This is a genomic window from Solibacillus cecembensis, from assembly GCF_050272495.1.
Lineage (GTDB): Bacteria > Bacillota > Bacilli > Bacillales_A > Planococcaceae > Solibacillus > Solibacillus cecembensis.
In genome coordinates this window covers 194826-215415 of the sequence record NZ_JBNNMF010000002.1, presented here as the reverse complement: position 1 = coordinate 215415, position 20590 = coordinate 194826, and the positions used below count along the sequence as shown (strand labels likewise).

Below are 20590 nucleotides of genomic sequence, written 5' to 3'. Positions count from 1 at the left end.
TAATCAAAGTGATTGATTTATATAAAGAGGGCACGATAAAAGCTTATTTTGTTACGATATTTCCATTATCAGAAGCGCATAAAGCACTTGAGCGCAGTGAAAAAGGACATGCAAAAGGAAAGATTATCCTAAAGATTAAAGAATAAAGGCATCGACATTTATCAAAAATAAAAAACGTCCTTACATTAAGTTGATTTTTGCAAATCAGCTTAATCATAAAGGACGTTTTCTTTAGCTTCTTAAGGGTGTTTACTTACTTATAAATAACCCCAGATCATACATAATAATGTCCCGAAAATGGTTACGAGCGCAATGATTAATGCATAATAGATATTTGTGTAGATTGCAGATTTATCATCTGTTTCGCCTGCATGCATAAATACGACTAATTGTAGGCCAGCCTGAATAAATGCTGTCACTAATAAAATTGTCATAATGATTGGGAATGATATGCCATCTAAAAAATACACACCAGCAGCAATGATTGTAAGGATAATGGATAATGCAAATCCCATTACCTGTTTAAGTGGAAATAATTCACTCATTTTATATCATTCCTTTCAAGTAAACGAAGCTGAAGATAAAGATCCAAACAACATCTAAGAAGTGCCAATATAAAGAGAAAATAAATGATTTATTGGCTGTTTCAGGTGTTAATCCACGTTTAATCAGTTGATAAACGATTAGAATACCCCAGACAAGACCAAATGTAACGTGTGCTCCATGTGTTCCAAGTGTTGTTAATAAAGTCGAAGTAAAGGCGCTAACTGTAATGCCTGCACCAATATGAGCATAATGAACGAACTCGTAAATCTCAACGCCAAGGAAGGAAAGACCAAGTAATAGCGTGATCACATAAAACGTAATCATCGCTTTTAAGTTACCTTTACGCATTGCGTTAATGCCAAGGCCGATTGTAAAACTACTCGTTAAAAGAATAAATGTTTCAATTAAAACAGGTGTGATTTGAAAAATTTCTACACCTGTAGGGCCACTTCCTGTACGGTCAGCTAATACAAAGTAAGCGGCAAAAAGTGTTCCGAAAAGCATAATTTCAGCACCGAGAAAAACCCAGAAGCCTAAAATATTATTTTTATTTTGCTCTGTACTATATTCGAGTGGCAGCGATTGATCAACCTTCATTATTGAACACCTCGCAATTTCTTCTCTGTTTCTTTAATTTCTTTGACAGTAACATAATATCCAGGGTCTTTTTCCAATGAACGTAACGCCATACAAATAAAGATACCGATTGTTGAAAGGATTGCTGGAATCCACATACTAAATACAAACGAGAAGCCCCATGCAAAGAATATACAAGCTAAGATGAATGGCATTCCGCTGTTACTTGGCATATGAATATCTTCATATGGTTCTGGGAATAGCTCATGTTCATTATTTTTTGAATCCCAGAAAGTTTCGACTGAATTCACATGAGGTTGTTTTGCAAAGTTATAAAACGGTACAGGATTTGGTGTAGCCCACTCTAATGTACGTGCATCCCATGGGTCCATACCAATATTTCTTGGTGAGTAACGAATACTATAGTATACGTTGTATACAATTAGCATAAATCCAATTGTAAATCCAATTGCACCAATGAAAGAAATCATATTCCATATACCGAAACCAGTAGATTCCGTATATGTGTACATACGGCGTGCTTGTCCATCTAGGCCTGAGAAAAACATCGGCATAAAGGTAAGAAGTGTACCGATTGCGATAACCCAAGCTGTTATTTTACCGATTTTTTCATTTAACATGAAGCCAAACATTTTTGGCCAATAGTAATGTAAACCTGCTAACATCGCAAAGACAACACCAGGAATAATTACCATGTGGAAGTGCGCAACTAGGAACATTGTATTGTGATATTGGTAGTCCGCTGCCGACATTCCAAGCATAACGCCTGTTACCCCACCAATTGTAAATGTCGGAATAAACAGCATTGAATAAAGCATTGGCGTTGTAAATTCGATATTCCCTTTCCAAAGGGTAAATAGCCAGTTAAAAATCTTAACCCCTGTTGGAACAGCAATGGCCATTGTTGTAATCGAGAAAATACTGTTTGTTAAAGCACCTTGGCCCATCGTGAAGAAGTGGTGTGTCCATACTAAAAACGATAGGAAAGAAATAATAACCATTGATCCGACCATAGATTTATAGCCGTACAGATTTCTTTTAGAGAATGTAGAAATAATCTCACTATAAATACCAAACGCTGGTAGTATGAGGATGTATACTTCAGGATGTCCCCAAACCCAGAAGAAGTTCGCCCATAGCATATCCATACCGCCATCAGTAGTTGTAAAGAATTTTGTAGCAAATAATCGATCAAATGTACCCATCGTTAACGCAACAGTTAATACGGGGAATGCGAAAACGATAATAACGTTTGCAATGAAAGCAGACCAAGTAAACATAGGCATTTTCATTAATGTCATACCGGGAGCTCTCATTCTAAGGATGGTTACAATCATATTAATACCAGTCATTAATGTACCAATACCGGAAATTTGAAGAGCAAATAAATAATAGTTTGTTCCGACAGAAGGACTGAATTCGTTATCCGCCAGTGGGAAATAGTTTGTCCATCCGGCATCAGGAGAACCACCAATAACGAACGAAATGTTAAGTAGCATTGCCCCCATGAAGAACAACCAGAAACTTAAAGCGTTCAAACGTGGGAATGCCACATCTCGCGCACCAATTTGTAGAGGTACGATAAAGTTCATAAATGCCATAATAAAAGGCATGGCCATAAAGATAATCATAACGGTTCCGTGCGTTGTAAAAATTTCATTATAGTGCTGCGCATCTAGCAATGAATTATTAGGTACAGCCATTTGGGCACGCATCATAATTGCATCTGCGCCACCTCGGAAAAGCATGACGATAGCTGATATTAAATACATAATACCAATCTTTTTATGGTCAACCGTTGTTAACCATTCACGCCATAGATAGCCCCATAATTTAAAGTAAGTTAGTACAAAAATGAGTGCTATCACAGTAAAAACAATTGCCACCATCGAAGCATAAATTGCTGGACTAGGATGGGGGATAGCAAATCGTTCAAAGTAATCCATATTACTATGACTCCTTTCGATGTAAACCTAATGGTAAACTAGGTTATTTGGATGAGTTAATTTAATGTTTGTTTTGTTGAGATTCATCATCTTCAGATATAGCTGCTTCAACTTCTTCTCCAACATGGACAGGTGGTGGGAGGAACGTTAAGTGAGTTCCATTAAATGTTGATTGTCCAACATGTCCAGGTTCCAATAAGGTATCAAATTTTTCTTCAGTTAAAGTTTCAGCTGTGTCTTTTACTTCATTGACCCATTCATCGTACTCATCTTGATGAACTGCTGTAACGTTGAATGTATTTTCAGTGAAACCTTTCCCGTTAAAGTTTGCATTTCTCCCCATATATTCTCCAGGGTAATCCGCAGCTAAATGCAATGTATTTAACATGTCCGCCATTGCATATTTTTGCCCACCTAATTGTGGAATCCAGAAACTTGTAATTGGTCCGTATGAGTAAAGCTTGAACTCAACTGGGCGTTCAACAGGAATATATAAATAATTCACTGTTTCAATATTTTCCTCTGGATAACTGAAATGCCATTTCCAATTGGATGTTGCTGCATAAATAATAAGTGGCTCTTCATGCTCATATTTTTCTGGTGTTGACTCTACCTTGTAGTTACTATCAACTGAAACTACAGAAAGGTAAATAACGATTAAAACGGGAATACCAACACAAATGACCTCAACTAATGTGCTTCCTTCGATGTAAGGGGGCTTGTAGTCTGGGCTTTGTTTGGATGCTCGGTATTTGAATAACATATAAGCTAAAATGACAAAAACAATAAGTACGATAAAGGACATAATCCAAATCGAAAGCATAATGTCTTTGGCTTGTATTGCAGCTTGAGGACCTTTTGGATCCAATACTAACAATGGGTCACAACCAGTTAACATCGTGACAATGGTGAAGAAACCGATTAACTTGATCCATCTATTTTTCATAAACAAACCCCTTTTTAAATATGACTTGAAATGTTTTTGGCTACTGTGGGTTTGTATGGATTTTGATTCACAATTGATTTTTATAATAGTAGTCCTAAATTTGAAAAACAAGGAGTTCAGAAAGATAACACAAAATGTTCTAAAACCCCAAAAATAATTTTAGTATAATTTTGATATGCCAAAAAAGCGCCAAACAGGGCTTTCTGTTTAAAAAATAGATTAAAGTTTTGATTGGATGGGGATAATAAATTAAAAATGGATGGTCAACTTTAGAAGCTTATAAAATAAGATTTAATGATTTAGCCTGCTTAATATTTTAATATAAATGAGAAGGTGGAAAATATGGATTTTAAACCTGATAGAACAGAGAAAAAAGCTATTTATAAACAGCTTGCAGAATATATAGAAAATGGAATAGCAAATGGTACATTTCCACGTGATAAACCATTGCCATCAGAGAGAAGTTTAGCCAATGAATTGAATATAAATAGAAGTACTGTCGTAAGTGCCTATGACGAATTAGAAGCGATTGGGCTAATTGAAAGAAATAGAGGCAGCGGTACGACGATTAGTAAAGATATATGGGGAGTAACGAAAAAAAGAATTCCTAGCTGGAATCGATATATTGAGGCGGGTTCTTTTTTACCGAATTTACCTGTAACACAAAAAATAAGAAAAGAAGCGGTTGATCATAAATTAATTAATTTAGCTACAGGAGAATTGTCAGAAGACCTTTTCCCAAAAAGCTTTTTAAGAGAAATTACTGCTACGCGTTCGTTTATTGGAAGCTTAGGCTACGATCATCCACTGGGGAGTGAAATACTTAGATCAACTCTTACGAAACATATAAAAAAATGTCGGGGGATTGAAACGAACCCTTCTTCAATTCTTATTACATCAGGGGCACAGCAAGCTTTACATTTAATTGTGCAATGCTTATTAAAGCCTGGAGATGCAATCGCAATAGAAGATCCATCATACAATTTTAATTTGCCAATTTTTAAATCAGCAGGTTTACAAGTGCATTATTTACCGATTAGCAAAGATGGCATTAATCCAGAAGATTTGCAGGAATTATATAAAAAGCACCGCATTAAAATGATTTTTTTAAACCCAGATTTTCAAAATCCAACAGGTTCTTTGTTGAATGAAAAGAAAAGAGAAGCGGTTTTGGATATTTCCTCAAATCTTGGGATTCCAGTAGTTGAAGATGATCCTTATAGTTTAACCGCATTTTCGGGAGACAAAATCCCTGCCCTTAAATCAATGGACCGAAATGGCAATGTATTATACATTAGTTCTTTATCCAAAATTGTCGCTTCGGGATTAAGAATTGGGTGGATTATTGGCCCAACATCCGTAATAGAAAGATTGTCGGATGCAAAGCAACAAATCGATTTTGGGCATTCTAGCTTTACACAATGGATCGCAAATGATTTTTTGGAATCTGAAAAATTTCAAACACATATCAAATGTTTAACGAAGGAATTAATAATACGGAGAGACAAAATTGTCAAAAGTCTTGAAACGTATTTAAAAGATCAAGTGGAATACTCAATTCCTCAAGGTGGTATTCATATTTGGTGTAAAATACTCAAAGATTATAATGAAACCGAGCTACTTGAAGAGTCAATTAAAAGAGGCGTCATCTATGTTCCAGGTTCTACAATGGGCTCTAAAAATGGATTTGTTCGTTTTACTTTTGCGAAAGAAGATGAAGCATCGATTGATGAAGGCATTAAAAGATTTTCCGAAGCGCTGAATTCTTTGTAAACAAATACCCTGGAAAAATACTTGTATATTTGAAGATTACCCCTATTTTTACATCTCATTGTATATGGATGGTTAAAAAACTATAGAAGTGGATGGTTTAAATTGTTTTCAACCTATTTATGATAATGACATGGATCGAAAAAATCCATTTGGGCTACTTCATATCATTGACGTGTGGGTTGATTCACAATTTTCTCACAGGCTATGAAATATTTAGACTTTAGGAGGGTGGTTAACGAACTAAAACAATAATCGTGAAGCATAACAATTAAGAAGTAAACAGGATTGATTTAAAAATTAGCCAAATGCTATTTGAATTGATCGCTTGTTATAAAAGTATTTCACAATAGAAAGGCATTGAGATTATAACTATTTCTCTACAATTTACACCAGGTATAGTTTGCTTTACCTTTCTTTTTTGTATGTCCGTACGAGATTTATTTTTATAGGCTAACGGTCTTTTTTTTACAGTTGCTGCTAATTCAAAAAATCAAAGCCATTTACTTTCAACTAAATTTTTTAAAATATTTAGAGATATTGCAGCTCTGAGCTATAAAACGACAATAAAAAGAGCATTATTCTAAATCATTAAGATGGAGAAATGCTCTTTTTTTATACAATAAGAAAAGCTGTTTGAAATAAAAGATTCATATGTTTTGAAATCCATTCAACTATCTAAAATAGAAGATAGTTAGTATTAGGGGAGAAGGAGATGGCAGTGCATTACCAGTATTTGATACCCCTTATGGCAAAATTGGCGCATTAATTTGCTGGGAAAACTATATGCCACTTGCTCGGGCAGCGATGTATGCACAAGGCGTTCAACTTTACATTGCTCCAACTGCAGATTCAAGGGAGTCATGGCAGTCCACCATTCGACATATTGCAATGGAAGGAAGATGCTTTATTTTGTCCTGTAATCAATTTGTAACGAAGGATATGTACCCTCAAGATTTAGCTTGCTATGATGACCTTAAGTCGAGTCCAGAAGTGATGAGTGGCGGAGGAAGTGCCATTGTTGGACCATTAGGGGAATATGTTGTAGAGCCTGTATGGGGAAAAGAAGAAATAATCATAGCCGATCTTGATTTGAAACAAATTGCTTATAGCCAATTCGACTTTGATCCTGTTGGACATTATGAAAGACCTGATGTTTTTAAATTATTGTTAAAAGAAAAGCAAAAGCATATTAAGAAATGATTTAGTTTCTGTAAAAAAATGTTTAAGCTTCTGCGTTAGTGCAGATTTTCTAAACTACTGCGAGTATAACTGTACAGGCTAAGGGAGCGCGTTATTTTTGTTCATCACAGAGCTCCCCAATTTTTTAACTCAGCACATAGTAGTGATGTAAGTGTTGCGTAGAAAGTATCGATTAAATATATTGAAGGTGAATAAAATGTTACCAGTAGAGAGACGAAAGAAAATTATGGATTTATTAAATAAAAGAGAAGTATTGAAAATAGATGAACTGCTAGATGAACTTGATATATCTACTGTTACGTTACGTCGAGATATTAATATATTAGCAGAACAAGGTCTAATCATAAAAATCTACGGTGGAATTCAAGGATTAAAAACAAATTTAATTAATTCACCAAGCGATGGACGAATCGTGCAAAATATTGAAGAAAAAGAGCAAATTGCGATCAAATGTTGTGAGCTAATCGAGGATTACGATTGCATCTATTTAGACGGTGGATCGACGGCTTTTCAAATTGCTAAACATATAAAGCATTTTAAAAATTTAACAGTGGTCACGAATTCAATTCCTATCATTAATGAGCTGATTGATAGTCAGGTAGATTTAATTATACTAGGAGGGAAAATGAGTGTAAAAAAACGGTCAATAGCAGCATATGACTATTTGTTTAATTTTTCTGGTTTAAATATCTTTAAAGCTTTTATTAGTGCTAGTGGTATTACAATTGAAAAGGGGATTTCTGATTACAATTTAGATGAAGTAAACACGAGGAAAAAAATTATCGATATTTCAAAAGAAGTATATATAATAGCGGATAATACAAAGTTTGGTAAAGATGTGGCTGTTGGAATCGCTCCTTTAGAAAAAGTGGATTATATTGTAACGGATGGTGGGGTGAGACAAACATTTATTGAAGACTTTCAAAAAACACAGGTAGAGTTAGTAGTAGCTAATGTTATATAAATCTATTTTTTTAGCACCTGTAAATTAAAACTTTGTACGGAGCTTTTTGATGAATAGATATCGGATAGAGGGCTGACTCGGGACAGATTAGCTTGTTAAACAAAGCGCATCGAAAAATCGGTGTGCTTTTTGTTTGGTTTAATAACGTTACGTTTTTCGGGAAAGCTACATAAAATAGAGCAACTCATGCAGTTTTTTAGTCATTCCGTTATAAAAGATTATTTCACACGCACAAATGTATTGCCAGAAAAGAAAAATAACTTAATATTGTGTTTTATAAAAGAACACCGTATAATTACCCTCAATGAAAGTTGTTAGTAATAAGGTTTACACGTATTTTTGTGTATTTTTACAGAGGACAATTGTTTTATAACAGAGGAGGTACCATCGTGAAAAAAATTATTGTGACCGGTGCTTTAGGTCAAATTGGTTCTGAATTAGTAGAAAAATTACGCAATACGTATGGCGTTGATAATATACTGGCAACAGATATTCGTAAAATAGAGAGCAATCAAGGTCCATTTGAAGTGTTAGACGTAACAGATGGCAAGCGTATGCACGAGTTGGCACATGATTTTGGTGCGGACACAATGATTCACATGGCTGCTCTGTTATCTGCAACGGCCGAAAAGAATCCAGTATTTGCGTGGAATTTAAATATGGGTGGTTTAATGAATGCGTTGGAAGTAGCGCGTGAATTAAATATGCAGTTTTTCACCCCAAGCTCAATCGGTGCATTTGGTCCATCAACACCGAAAGACAATACACCGCAAGATACATTACAGCGCCCGACAACGATGTACGGTGTAAACAAGGTGGCAGGGGAATTACTTTGTGATTATTATTACACCCGATTCGGTTTAGATACGCGCGGTGTTCGTTTTCCTGGTTTAATTTCATATGCAACGCCTCCAGGAGGGGGAACGACAGATTACGCGGTCGACATTTATTATAAAGCGATTGAAGAAGGGCGTTACACATCCTATATTGCGGAAGGTACATACATGGATATGATGTATATGCCAGATGCACTGCAAGCCATTGTTGATTTAATGGAAGCAGATTCTTCTAAGCTGATCCACCGTAATGCGTTTAATATTTCGGCAATGAGTTTTGAACCTTCACAAATTGCCGTGGAAATTAAAAAGCATATGCCAACGTTTGATATGAGCTATGAAGTGGACCCAGTTCGCCAAGCCATTGCCGATAGCTGGCCGAATGCAATCGACTCAACAGCAGCTGTGAATGAGTGGGGCTTTAAAGCACAGTATAATTTAGAAAAAATGACGATTGATATGCTTGAAAAATTACAATTGCGTTTAGAAAAGAAAATCATCATATAACTTGCTTCAGCCCTTGGCTGAGGCAAGTTAAAGCCTCCGGCGGATGTCACAGATTTTTAGAGGAGTTTTTCGAACAAGCTCGAAAAAAATCTGGACGCAATTACGCCGAGGCGTAATTGATTTTAATAAAAAACCATCATGTTGACTAATTACAGTCAACATGATGGTTTTCGCATTTTAAGCCGCTTTTCGACTGACAAAAAAACGCTTAATTAGTGTAAGTCCTAAGTTGAAAACGAAAATAATTAACGCTACACGGAAAAATGCGATAAAGTATTGCCACATCGTTGTACCTTCAATGAAGAGCTGTGGCATGTTTTGTACGAGTTCATACGCAAAATATGCCGCGATAAAAAGAAAAAAGAGTCCAGCAAAAAAGTCCTTCATTTTCATACACAAACCCCCAATAATAAGTTTCTTTCACTTTACCATATGATGGGAGGGGTTTGTAAATTAAAGAATGGGCACTTTTTTTGCCGCATGTACAAGGGATTCAATCGTCGCCCAGTCCTGCTTTTCCAAAGCCGCGACAATTTGACTGCCAACAATGACCCCATCTGCAAAAGTACTAAGCTCCTTCACTTGCCCCGGAGTAGAGATGCCAAACCCGGCCAAAACTGGAACGTTGCTATGTCGCTTCAATTCCGAAAAATGAGCTGGTAAATTTTCTGCAAACTCCGCTCGAACTCCTGTTGTCCCGTTTACTGTAACGGCATAAATAAAACCTTCACTCGCCGCCGCTAACTTTTTCACACGCTCCGGGGGACTTGTTAATGATACAAGCTGAACTAATGCAATGCCTTGCGCTTTTAAAGCGGGATGCAAAATCGAACTTTCCTCCAAAGGCATATCCGGAACGATCAACCCGCGAATTCCTGCAGCATAAGCATTGCGCGCGAAAGCTTCAATGCCGTAAGCTAGTATCGGGTTTAAATAGGTCATCGCAACGAGTGGCACTGCAATTTCATCGGCAAAGCTTGTCAGTTCTTGCAAAATACCTTTTAACGTTACCCCGTGAGAAAGGGCGCGTTGTCCAGCTTTTTCAATCGTTGGTCCATCTGCAACAGGATCGGTAAAAGGGATACCGACTTCAATCGCGGAAACACCAAGTTGCTGCAATTTTAAAATGGTTGGTTTGATTGTTTCAAGCCCGCCATCACCCGCCATTATATATGGAACGAATGCTTTATCGCCTTTTGTAAGAGTTTCTTCTATTATAAGTTGCAAGTTCATTGCCCGCCGCCTCCTAACTTTTCAATTAATGTGTGCACATCTTTATCCCCTCGACCTGATAAGCAAACGACAATGATTTCGTCTGCTGGTCGTGCTTTCGCGAATTCCGCCGCATAATAAATGGCATGGGCACTTTCCAATGCAGGTAAAATTCCTTCCGTTTCACAAAGCAATTTCACACCTTGTAGCGCTTGTTCATCTGTAACAGAAGGGTACTTTGCGCGCCCACTTTCATGTAAATGGCAATGCTCGGGTCCAACCCCTGGATAATCGAGTCCCGCCGAAATGGAATGCGCCTCTTGGATGAAACCATTTTCGTCTTGTAATAAATACATAAATGCCCCATGCAGTACACCAGTTTTGCCGACATGAATCGCTGCTGCATGCGCATTTGTATCAACGCCCGCACCCGCTGCCTCAATCCCATAAAGTGCAACATCCGCATCTTCAATAAACGGATAAAACATGCCGATTGCGTTACTTCCGCCACCAATACATGCAATGACCGCATCTGGCAAACGATTTTCTTGCTCAACAATTTGCAGGCGCGTTTCATCTCCAATAATGCGCTGGAAATCTCGAACGATTGTAGGGAAGGGGTGCGGTCCAAGTGCCGAGCCTAAAATATAATGCGTATCTTCAATATGTGTAACCCAGTGACGCAATGCTTCATTCACGGCATCTTTTAATGTAGCCGAACCTTTTTCCACAGCAATTACTTTTGTACCGAGCAACTCCATGCGGAAAACATTGAGTTGTTGGCGACGAACATCTTCAGCACCCATATAAACGATGCATTCCATATCGAGTAGGGCACATGCAGTAGCCGTCGCAACGCCATGTTGACCCGCGCCCGTTTCCGCAACAATTTTCTTTTTCCCCATGCGTTTTGCAAGAAGTGCTTGCCCGATGGCGTTATTAATTTTATGGGCTCCCGTATGATTTAAATCCTCACGCTTTAAGTAAATTTTCGCACCACCCATTTTTTTCGTTAAGCGCTCGGCAAAATAAAGCGGTGTTTCGCGTCCGACATATTGCTTTAAATAATAGGCAAGCTCCTGCTGAAATTCAGGGTCATTTTTTGCTTCCTCATATGCGTCCTCTAATTCTTGCAATGGTGTCATTAATGTTTCGGGAACAAATTGTCCTCCAAAGTGCCCGAAGCGTCCTTTTGTCGTTGTCATAAAATGAATTCCCCTTTCGCATTTTCTATAAATGTCGTAATGGCATCGACATCTTTTTGCCCATCCACTTCAACCCCACTTGAAACATCTACTGCAAAAGGTTCGACAAGTGCAATTGCAAGCCCAACATTTTCTGCATTTAAGCCACCAGCTAAAATCACTTTCTCCAATGGGATTTTTACATCATCGAGTAACGTCCAGTCAAATGAGTTTCCGCTTCCTCCACGGTAATCCGTACCAGGTGCATCAAATAAATAGAAATCTACATCATATTTTGCCGCTCGTACTGCATCCTCTTTTGAACAAATAGAAAATGCTTTGATCGCAGGCAGTCCAATTTGTGCAATCATTTCGGGTGTTTCATCCCCGTGATATTGAATATAATCAAGCCCAACTTTTTGAGCGATTTGTACAATTATTTCAGGTGTCTCATTCACAAACACGCCAACCTTTTTTACCTCTGTCGGAATGAGTGCGGCTAAGTTTATTGCTTCCTCTACCGTAATACGTCGTTTACTAGGCGCGAACATGAATCCGATAAAATCAACGCCTGCCTGTACAGCTGCCTCCACATGCTCGCTATTTTTTAATCCGCAAATTTTTACTTTTGTCATCGAATTTCGCCATCCTTTGTCATAATGTCGATTTGTAGCGATTGTAGTGAATTTTTGACGTCCCCGCTACGCATTAATGATTCCCCAACTAAGATGCCTTTTGCCCCAGTATTCGCCACGAATTGTGCATCTTCCACATCCCAAATGCCACTTTCACTAATGAAGGCAATATTTGAGTGGGGGAGCTGCTCGGCAATTTCCTTTGTATGCGATAAATCGACCTCAAACGTATTTAAATTCCGATTATTTACACCGACAATTTTCGCCCCAATTTGAAGTGCCCGTTGTAGTTCTTCTACATTATGAACCTCTACAAGCACCTCTAAATTTTGGTCAGTAGCATAAGTGTGTAACGAACGTAATTGCTCATCACTTAGCGCCGCCACAATGAGTAAAATAACGGATGCCCCAGCCGCTTTTGCATAATCGATTTGGACCGTATCAATCATAAAATCTTTGCATAACACAGGGATATTAACGGCATTGGCAACCGCATTTAAATCCTCGAAGGAGCCTTTAAAAAATGCCTGCTCGGTTAATACGGAAATACATGCCGCTCCTGCTTCTTCGTATTGCAATGCTTGTGTAACGGGATCGATGTGCATTGCGATATCTCCTTTAGAAGGGGAGGCACGCTTCATTTCAGCGATAACTTGTAAATTCTTCGTGTACAGCAATGTTTCATATAATGAAGGACGCTGTTTTTTAACCGTTTGGAAGTTAGGTTCATTTGCAAGTAAAGCGGGTAGTTCTGATCTTTTGTGTTCTATAATTTTCGTTAAAATCGTCATTTTGCTGCTCCTTCCTTTACGACTTGTTCGCTATAAGCAACGACGTTTTCTAGCTTTTGTAATGCGCGTCCTGAGAAAACGCTATCCTTCGCCATTTCAATTCCTTCTTTCATTGTTTCAGCTAATCCGTAAGCGAAAAAGCCGATGCCTGCATTTAAAATAACGGTGTCGAAATAGGGGCTTTGTTTACCAGCTAGTAGCTCATGCATAATGACTGCATTTTCCTGTGGACTGCCCCCACGAATAACAGATAGTGGCTGCGCGGTTAATCCGACATCTTCAGCTCGCAATTTGAACGGAATAATATCGCCGTGATCGAGTAAAACGAATGTATTTTCACCGTCTAATGAAGCTTCATCCATGCCTTGAGCACCTGATACAACAATAGCTCGTTCACGTCCCAGCATATGGAGAACCTCTGCATAATCAGTTGTGAAATTAGGGCGGTTAATGCCAACTAATTGCGTTTTTAATGGAACTGGATTTGTTAAAGGTCCTACTAAGTTAAAAATAGTCGGCTTGCCAATCGCTTGTCGAATTTCCCCGATTCGTTTTAGCTTCGGATGCATATTCGGTGCATGTAAAAAGGCGATACCGTAGTGCTTTAGTAAATCGGTTGTTTGTGCTGTATCTGGAATAAGTTTAATGCCAAGTGCCTCCAAAACATCCGAGCTACCAGATGAACTTGATACTTTCCGGTTGCCATGCTTCGCAACTAAAATGCCACCACCCGCAAGTACAAAGGCTGCTGTTGTACTAATATTAAAGCTGTGTAAACCGTCGCCACCCGTCCCGCAGTTATCCATATAAATGCCTTCAGGCGCATCCATTTTCACCGCATGTGATTGCATAACGGATGCTAACCCTGCAACTTCATGAGCTGTTTCTCCTTTGTTGCTCATCGCAATAAGGAAGTCGGCAATTTCTTGCTTTACTGTTTGTTCATTAAAAATACAGTGCGCAGCTTGCACCATTTCTTCAAAAATAAGATGTTCCGAACGTTTAAGTTGATTAATAAACGGTTGTAATGACATGTTCCTCATCCTTTCATAAGTGCGTTCAGTGTAAAATCGGACGCATCATTCGTTGTTTGGATATATGCTTTGTCGCCAATAATCGTCAACGTTTTTGCAGGTGTCGTAAAATCCACCTGACCATTAAATCCGATATAGCCGATGAGCCCATCTTGTGGCATCAGCTGTTTCACCGCATCAATAGCGTGAAAAGCGGGGGACAGTAACCCTGTTTGCCTAGCATTTCTTTTTTCGATAGAATCTTTTTGGCATAATGTGTCGAGATTTGCATCCTCATTCGTTGTGGAAAGCGCACCATCTCGAATTTGTAAAAAGCTTTTTGGCGATGTTCCGACGACCGTACATTCATCAAATTCCATGTAATACATGTAAGGAGCGGCTTCCTGAACACGTAAATTTCGGTACAACGCAAACGCATCCCCAGAAAATTGGGCAGTAGTGAGTTGCTGAGATTCTTGTTGTAAAGAATGAAGCGCATAATTTGTATCATCCAAATTAGAAACGGCGAACAGCTCGTCGATTAATTGATCAATATTCGGTTCTACTTGTTCCGCCTCAATATTTGTATGGAAAACCGCAATTTCATCTGTTAAATGATCAAAAATGATGAGCGTGTCATACACATGAAACTGGAGCGCGGGTACTGCCTCATGTAATACTGGTGGAAGTGCATGAATATAACCAATGCCCCCACCCGTTAATGGGTATTCCGTATCGCTCGTAACACGCGGCATCACTTGCTTCAATAAAGAAATGATTTCACCTTCATAGTGATAGTGCTTGTTTGATAAATGCGAGAGATCTTGCAAATGCGTATCGTTTCCACTATATGTTTTTCGTGGATTGGCTCCGATAAAGGAATAACGCCCATTGCCTTCATACTTTGCTGAACTTTCAAGTAAAAATTTTCGCTGTCCTTGTAGTCGCAAAAAAATAGAAATAGGGGTTAATAAATCGCCATTGACCTTTTTCATCGATGTACGAAACTTTTGTTTTAATGCCATATTGAACACTCCTTTAAATTTTTGGAATAAAAAAACGCCCTCAACAAAAGGAAAAAATCCTTTTGTTGAGGGCGATAAATACCGCGTTGCCACCTCGATTGAAGCAAAACTACTGCTTCCACTCAAACCTGATAACGGCAGGGGAACCGTCCACTAACTAACGCTAGTAGCTTTCATAAGGCCCATTCACATGTTTCTTTTGACGCATTTTCACCAACCATGCGCTCTCTAAGCAAAAGCAACCTGCTACTCTTCTTATTCATCAATTTGACTCAACTCAGCTAATCTCATCTAAACTTTGCTAGGATGGTGGTCACGCTCCCGCAACCTGCTACCATATACACGAACAAATTAGATTAAAGTTATTGTACGCGTAAGTAGATAGAAAAGTCAATTATTTTAAAGCATGCTGGTGACTCGGCAAGTTTGTCATTAAACCTGGTAGGGAATGGTAAGAAGTGATCCGCAAAAATAAAGTTAATTGAAATGTAACCGATATAATACTCAAGGAAATTAAAGGAGGACTATATATATTGAATAAAAAACTATTTTTAGCGGTAGCTACTATCCCAATGGTCATAACAGTACCACCAGTTGCGGGGGCAGAAGGATCATCGTCATTTACAATTACAGGACAACCAATTGTAAATGAAACATTGACAGCGTCTATTGGGGGCTTAGGAAATACAACTATTAAAGGGTTTCAGTGGTATTATGTTGGAACGGAGACAACGGGGGATAGTGCTACGGTGACGAAAAAGCCGATTTCTGGTGCGACAACGATGTCATTTATAGTACCAGTAGAAGCCGCGGGTAAAACGGTTATGTTAGAAGCAATATCGACAGCAGGTACGGTATATAAAAGTGATGCAATGCCTATTAATAAACTATCACTAGAAATCGCAGCACCAAAACTTACTGGCTATTCGGATTCAAATTTTGTAGCGCCAGGTGAAACGATAAAAGTAGGTGGAGCAGTAGTTACGGATATTGGTGGAGCTAAATTAAAAAATAACCAAATTACATATAGCTACAAATGGTATTGGAGCGAAAATGAAACGTATTCGCCTATTGAGGGTGCGACAGGTGGAAATTACACGATACCAGTAAGTGCATTGGAAAAAGGTATGAAGCATATTAAGGTTGTGGTATCTGCAACTGTAGGAACAGCCAGTACTGAATCAGATTTTTCAAATGAAGTAACGGTATCTAATGAGCCGTCAGAAACATTGATTACAGCTATTGATACATTGCGTATTAGTGACAGTAGGTACAATATAACAACAGACCTAGGTGCATTTAAAGCGAAGGTAGAGGAGATAGATAGTCAATATCAAGCGTTAGCACCTCCTGCCAAAGCTAATGTGAAAAATTATGCTATATTAGAGCGCGCACTTGCAGATATAAAAGCGATCAGTGCATTAAAAGAAAAAATGGATAAATTCAATGAAAATGAAGTGGAAGCTGAAAAAGTGCTGAAATATATAGCAGATATTGAAGCAGATTATGACAAGCTTGATTTATTACAGCGTAGTCTAGATGTAGGGGATGCTTTGTATAATAGCATTCTGGGTATCATGAAAGCACCGACAGATGTTGAAGAAATTGGAAAGGTGAGAAAGGTTAGTCAAGCGATTGCTAATCTTATTAACTATAACGGTAATCTGGGGCAATACGGATATAAAAAAGTAGAAGATTTACAGAAGGCGATAGATCAGATTGAAGCCGATATAGAATCAATATCAAAAAACTACCGAACAACGGTACAAAATCTAGCTATTTTAAATGAAGCAAAGCAAGATATTAAAAAGATTGCCCAGTTTGATAAGCTTTTTGATAAATTGTCTGGGATTTTGGCACCAGAAAAGCAAGTAACGACAGCCAAATCGATACGTACTGCGTATGACAAGCTAACGTTCAAACAGCGACAGTTAGTACCAGCTGAAAATATTACGAAATTACAACTAGCAGAAAATGCTGAAGAATTTCAAATTGCTGCTTTAAATATAGAAATAGATAGCTATATTGGAGACGATATTTACCCAACCAATCCGACTGAACAAACATGGCAGGATCATGTGACGAATGTGAACCGCATTATTTCGCAATATAAAAGTTTAACGAAAACATCAGCAGCTAAAATTATTGGCTATACAGAAATCACGCAGTTGCAAAAAGACTTTAAGACAGCTGACAAGGTGATTAAGCAAATAAAAGAGTATGATGGACTGTCAAAAGTGAGTGGTGTAAAAGAAAGTAAACTAAAATCGAGCCATAACAATGCTCTAAAAGCTTATAATAAGCTAACAAGTTTGCAACAATCTCTCGTTTATAATGAAGATCTACTATTAAATAATCCACCGACTGTGACGGTTGATGATAAGGGCAAAGAGCCGGCAGATAAAGCGGCAGCACAAACATTAAAAGGGGATATTGCTAAGTTTGCTGATATCACAAAATATTCGTTTACAACATTAGAAAAAGACGTGAATACAGCAACAGCAGCATATAAAAACCTGTCATCTGCTGCGCGTAAACATGTAACGAACTATCATTTATTGACGGCTGCTAGTAAAGATGTGAAAGCAGTAGCATCATTCCATAAAAAAGTACAAACGGCTCGTGAAGAAATGAACGTCGCAAAACAAGCGAAAAAGATTGAATCTGTAGAAAAGGCTTTTGCAAAACTGCCTGCCAATCAGCAACATTTAGCGAATGAGCAATATCAACAACTTCTAGATAACCGTCTTGTAGATGGCAATACAGCGGACATTGGTGCATTTAATGATGCTATCGGAAAAATCGTAACGAATGATTTATATACAGTGACAGTAGAAGAGATTAAAACGTTTTCTCTTCAATATAAAAACCTTAGTTCTAGCGACAAAAAGCGTATTACGAACGCCGCTATTTTAAAAACAGCAGAAGCAGATGTGAAAAAGGTCGAATCCTTTATGAAGCAATACGATAAATCGTTTAGCAGTAATCAAGCAACGGTTCTTAAAGCCTTCGCTAAGCTTTCTGCAAAGCAAGTGGGCTTAGTGAATCCAAGTGTTCGTCAAGCGCTAATTGAAGCTGAAAAAGGTCAACAAGGATCAAATGAAGCAGGCTTTGCGGTAGTGGAATCCATTAATGCACTTATTCAAAAAGGTGTCTATAAAGCAGATTTACAAGGAGATGTATCAACTATTCGAGGTATATACGACAAGTTGAGTGCATCTGATAAAAAAGTTGTGAAAAACTATTCGACGCTAACACAGGCCGAAGAAGATTTAAAAAAGGTTGCTGAAGTACATGCATTATATGTGGCCAGCCCTGTTGAAAAAAGCGATAAAGCTCGTAAAGCTTGGGAAACAGCCTTTGGTAAGTTATCTAAAAAATTAGAGCTACTTTATACGGATATGTATAAAGATGATATTTAAAAGATAAGCTTGAAATATAAAAATAGCCAACTATCAGAGTTTTTCTGGATAGTTGGCTATTTTTCGTTAAATTATTTTTTTAAAGTTTAAACGTTTATTGAGTGCATACATAATTGGTGCACCGACAGCAAGGACAACGAATTCACCGAACGCGACAAACGCCCATGTTTCCCAGAACGGTAAGTCCAACACAAGATTTAACTGTGCTGCGATAATAAACATCGTAAACGTAAATAACAATGTATTAACAATAAGGCGAGCCCAAATATTTTTAACGAACTTACAAATGGCAATAAAAATACCTAATGTAAGGATCGTGTGTCCAACGCCGAAAATTAAATCCATTGGTCCAACAGAGGACATCAGGAAGTTGGAAATAAATACACCCAATACCACACCAACCATATAGCGTGGATTAAAAGCGATTAAATGGTTAAAGATTTCGGCAATACGAAACTGTACTTGACCGAAACTAATTGGAGCAACAAGCATTGTTACTGCAATGTAGAGCGCAGCAATAATGGCACTCATAGCTAAATATTTTACTTTCATCTTCTATTCCTCCTAGTTTTTTTACGTGGGATGGTTACGAACCACGATGCTTTTTGCATAAGGTAATATTTTAATATAATGACAAGCCTTTCGTCAAATTTCAAAGAATTGTTGAAAAATTGTCACAATTAGAAAAGGTGTAATAGTTTAGCGGTTTAAAGCGGCAAATTAACGGAAAAGTCTTGAAATATGGGGATAAATATAATCAGAACATTCTAAAAGTTATTGACTATATGATTTCATAGCGGTAATATATTTTTAATTCACACTTTATTCGAATGAAGTGCGACACAAAAAATAGAGAAAGAAATAGGGGGATCATCGTTTATGACTAAAAAGTTAACGAAGCTATCATTTTTGGTATTTGGGCTTCTTTTATTATTGGCAGCATGTGGTGGAGAAGAACAGGATTCAACTGCTAAAGATGCAGGGAAAATTGATTCAGCTAATGCAGCTAAAACAGAGGATGAGAAAAAATTTAAAATTGGGATTACTCAAATTGCAGAGCACCCATCATTAGATGCAGCAACAGATGGTTTCAAAAAAGCGATTGAAGATGCAGGTATTAAAGCAGAGTATCTCGATAAATCAGCAAATAATGATAACACGGCCAATTTAACAATTGCGCAACAACTAGTAAGTGAAAATGTAGATTTAATTTTTGCAAACTCAACACCATCAGCACAAGCAGTAAAGAGTGTAACGACTGAAATTCCAACTCTTTTCACATCTGTAACTGACGCGGTTGGTGCAGAATTAATTGACTCAATGGCAACACCAGGTGGAAATGTAACGGGTACAATTGATTTACACCCAGAAACAATGCCAAAGACAATTGCATTCCTAAAAGACTTAGGTGCAAAAAACATTGGGATGATTTACAACGCAGGTGAGCAAAACTCAGTAGCACAAATTACGACAGTAAAAGAATTAGCAGCTAAAGAAGGCTTAACAATTGTTGAAGCAGCTGCATCAAATCCAGCAGAAGTTCAACAAGCTGCGGAATCTTTACTTGGCAAAGTAGAAGCCTTTTATATTATTACAGATAATACAGTAGTATCGGCTTTAGAATCAGTAATTAGTGTTGCGAATGCAAACAAATTGCCATTAATCGTAGGCGAGCTTGATTCAGTAGCACGTGGTGGTTTAGCTGCATACGGTTTCGAATACTTTGATATCGGCTATGAAGCAGGTCAAATGGCGGCACAAATTTTATTAGAAGGTAAAACACCAGCTGAAATTCCAGCGGCATACCCAGCCAATTTAAAACTATTAATTAACAAAGATACTGCGGAAACACTAGGTTTAGAAATTAAGCCTGAGTGGGAAGCGGAAGTACAATAACACAGATTCGCGCTAAGCACACCACTTAGCGCGAATCCTTATTTGGGCCAACAGGATGTTGGTCACTCAGGCGTTGCCGCAGGACGCGGCGTTCTTA

The 20590-nt window shown here is 37.9% G+C and carries 18 protein-coding genes, 1 pseudogene, 1 riboswitch and 1 other annotated feature; of the genes and pseudogenes, 7 read left to right on the top strand and 12 right to left on the bottom strand.

Annotation, left to right across the window (positions count from 1 at the left end):
- Nucleotides 1-8: 8 nt before the first annotated feature.
- The gene (locus tag ACQKIH_RS02820; RefSeq protein ID WP_427763322.1) at nucleotides 9-146 is read left to right on the top strand and encodes a zinc-binding dehydrogenase; all 138 of its coding nucleotides are present in this window, start codon (nucleotides 9-11) and stop codon (nucleotides 144-146) included.
- 111 nt (nucleotides 147-257) lie between these two features.
- Here the strand turns inward: ACQKIH_RS02820 and qoxD are convergent, their stop codons facing one another.
- From qoxD to qoxA, 4 genes are all read right to left on the bottom strand, one after another.
- Nucleotides 258-545 (bottom strand): cytochrome aa3 quinol oxidase subunit IV, encoded by a 288-nt coding sequence (qoxD, locus tag ACQKIH_RS02815; protein WP_057986591.1) that lies wholly within the window; start codon nucleotides 543-545, stop codon nucleotides 258-260.
- A 1-nt stretch (nucleotide 546) separates the two neighbouring features.
- Nucleotides 547-1143, bottom strand: coding sequence for a cytochrome aa3 quinol oxidase subunit III (gene qoxC / locus ACQKIH_RS02810; RefSeq protein WP_427763320.1), 597 nt, complete (start codon nucleotides 1141-1143; stop codon nucleotides 547-549).
- Entirely contained in the window at nucleotides 1143-3089 is a 1947-nt protein-coding gene (gene qoxB, locus ACQKIH_RS02805) for a cytochrome aa3 quinol oxidase subunit I (RefSeq protein ID WP_427763318.1), read from the bottom strand. The genes qoxC and qoxB overlap by 1 nt, the downstream gene beginning before the upstream one ends.
- Before the next feature lie 61 nt (nucleotides 3090-3150).
- On the bottom strand, nucleotides 3151-4035 hold the full coding sequence (qoxA, locus tag ACQKIH_RS02800; protein WP_427763317.1) for a cytochrome aa3 quinol oxidase subunit II: 885 nt from the start codon (nucleotides 4033-4035) through the stop codon (nucleotides 3151-3153).
- Between the two features lie 342 nt (nucleotides 4036-4377).
- On the opposite strand from qoxA, the gene pdxR reads away from it, so the two are divergent.
- From pdxR to ACQKIH_RS02780, 4 genes and pseudogenes are all read left to right on the top strand, one after another.
- On the top strand, nucleotides 4378-5808 hold the full coding sequence (gene pdxR / locus ACQKIH_RS02795) for a MocR-like pyridoxine biosynthesis transcription factor PdxR (protein WP_427763315.1): 1431 nt from the start codon (nucleotides 4378-4380) through the stop codon (nucleotides 5806-5808).
- Between the two features lie 696 nt (nucleotides 5809-6504).
- A pseudogene (locus ACQKIH_RS02790) lies at nucleotides 6505-7008 on the top strand (nitrilase-related carbon-nitrogen hydrolase); the annotation flags it as partial.
- 196 nt (nucleotides 7009-7204) lie between these two features.
- Complete coding sequence (locus ACQKIH_RS02785) at nucleotides 7205-7972, top strand: DeoR/GlpR family DNA-binding transcription regulator (protein WP_057986600.1); 768 nt, start codon at nucleotides 7205-7207, stop codon at nucleotides 7970-7972.
- A 389-nt stretch (nucleotides 7973-8361) separates the two neighbouring features.
- Entirely contained in the window at nucleotides 8362-9315 is a 954-nt protein-coding gene (locus ACQKIH_RS02780; protein WP_427763313.1) for an L-threonine 3-dehydrogenase, read from the top strand.
- Between the two features lie 177 nt (nucleotides 9316-9492).
- Here the strand turns inward: ACQKIH_RS02780 and ACQKIH_RS02775 are convergent, their stop codons facing one another.
- From ACQKIH_RS02775 to ACQKIH_RS02745, 7 genes are read right to left on the bottom strand one after another with little or no spacing between them, the layout of a single operon-like run.
- Entirely contained in the window at nucleotides 9493-9708 is a 216-nt protein-coding gene (locus tag ACQKIH_RS02775) for a hypothetical protein (RefSeq protein WP_057986604.1), read from the bottom strand.
- A gap of 60 nt (nucleotides 9709-9768) precedes the next feature.
- On the bottom strand, nucleotides 9769-10548 hold the full coding sequence (trpA, locus tag ACQKIH_RS02770; protein WP_427763311.1) for a tryptophan synthase subunit alpha: 780 nt from the start codon (nucleotides 10546-10548) through the stop codon (nucleotides 9769-9771).
- Entirely contained in the window at nucleotides 10545-11732 is a 1188-nt protein-coding gene (trpB, locus tag ACQKIH_RS02765; protein WP_427763309.1) for a tryptophan synthase subunit beta, read from the bottom strand. Before trpB ends, trpA begins: the two co-directional genes overlap by 4 nt.
- Nucleotides 11729-12346 (bottom strand): phosphoribosylanthranilate isomerase, encoded by a 618-nt coding sequence (locus ACQKIH_RS02760; protein WP_057986610.1) that lies wholly within the window; start codon nucleotides 12344-12346, stop codon nucleotides 11729-11731. The genes trpB and ACQKIH_RS02760 overlap by 4 nt, the downstream gene beginning before the upstream one ends.
- Nucleotides 12343-13137, bottom strand: coding sequence for an indole-3-glycerol phosphate synthase TrpC (trpC, locus tag ACQKIH_RS02755; RefSeq protein WP_427763307.1), 795 nt, complete (start codon nucleotides 13135-13137; stop codon nucleotides 12343-12345). Before trpC ends, ACQKIH_RS02760 begins: the two co-directional genes overlap by 4 nt.
- Nucleotides 13134-14171 carry an anthranilate phosphoribosyltransferase gene (gene trpD / locus ACQKIH_RS02750; RefSeq protein ID WP_427763305.1) on the bottom strand — a complete coding sequence of 346 codons (1038 nt, stop codon included), beginning with the start codon at nucleotides 14169-14171 and terminating at the stop codon, nucleotides 13134-13136. The genes trpC and trpD overlap by 4 nt, the downstream gene beginning before the upstream one ends.
- A 5-nt stretch (nucleotides 14172-14176) precedes the next feature.
- Nucleotides 14177-15175 (bottom strand): chorismate-binding protein, encoded by a 999-nt coding sequence (locus ACQKIH_RS02745; protein WP_427763304.1) that lies wholly within the window; start codon nucleotides 15173-15175, stop codon nucleotides 14177-14179.
- Nucleotides 15176-15239: 64 nt separating this feature from the next.
- Nucleotides 15240-15447: a binding site (T-box leader), on the bottom strand.
- A gap of 261 nt (nucleotides 15448-15708) precedes the next feature.
- Here ACQKIH_RS02745 and ACQKIH_RS02740 point away from each other — a divergent pair.
- Nucleotides 15709-18597: a hypothetical protein gene (locus ACQKIH_RS02740; protein ID WP_427763303.1), complete on the top strand. Its 2889-nt coding sequence runs from the start codon at nucleotides 15709-15711 to the stop codon at nucleotides 18595-18597.
- Between the two features lie 66 nt (nucleotides 18598-18663).
- Here the strand turns inward: ACQKIH_RS02740 and ACQKIH_RS02735 are convergent, their stop codons facing one another.
- Nucleotides 18664-19149 carry a QueT transporter family protein gene (locus tag ACQKIH_RS02735; RefSeq protein WP_057986620.1) on the bottom strand — a complete coding sequence of 162 codons (486 nt, stop codon included), beginning with the start codon at nucleotides 19147-19149 and terminating at the stop codon, nucleotides 18664-18666.
- 6 nt (nucleotides 19150-19155) lie between these two features.
- Nucleotides 19156-19200, bottom strand: a riboswitch (PreQ1 riboswitch).
- A 276-nt stretch (nucleotides 19201-19476) separates the two neighbouring features.
- Here ACQKIH_RS02735 and ACQKIH_RS02730 point away from each other — a divergent pair.
- Nucleotides 19477-20493: an ABC transporter substrate-binding protein gene (locus tag ACQKIH_RS02730; protein WP_427763300.1), complete on the top strand. Its 1017-nt coding sequence runs from the start codon at nucleotides 19477-19479 to the stop codon at nucleotides 20491-20493.
- Nucleotides 20494-20590 lie beyond the last annotated feature (97 nt).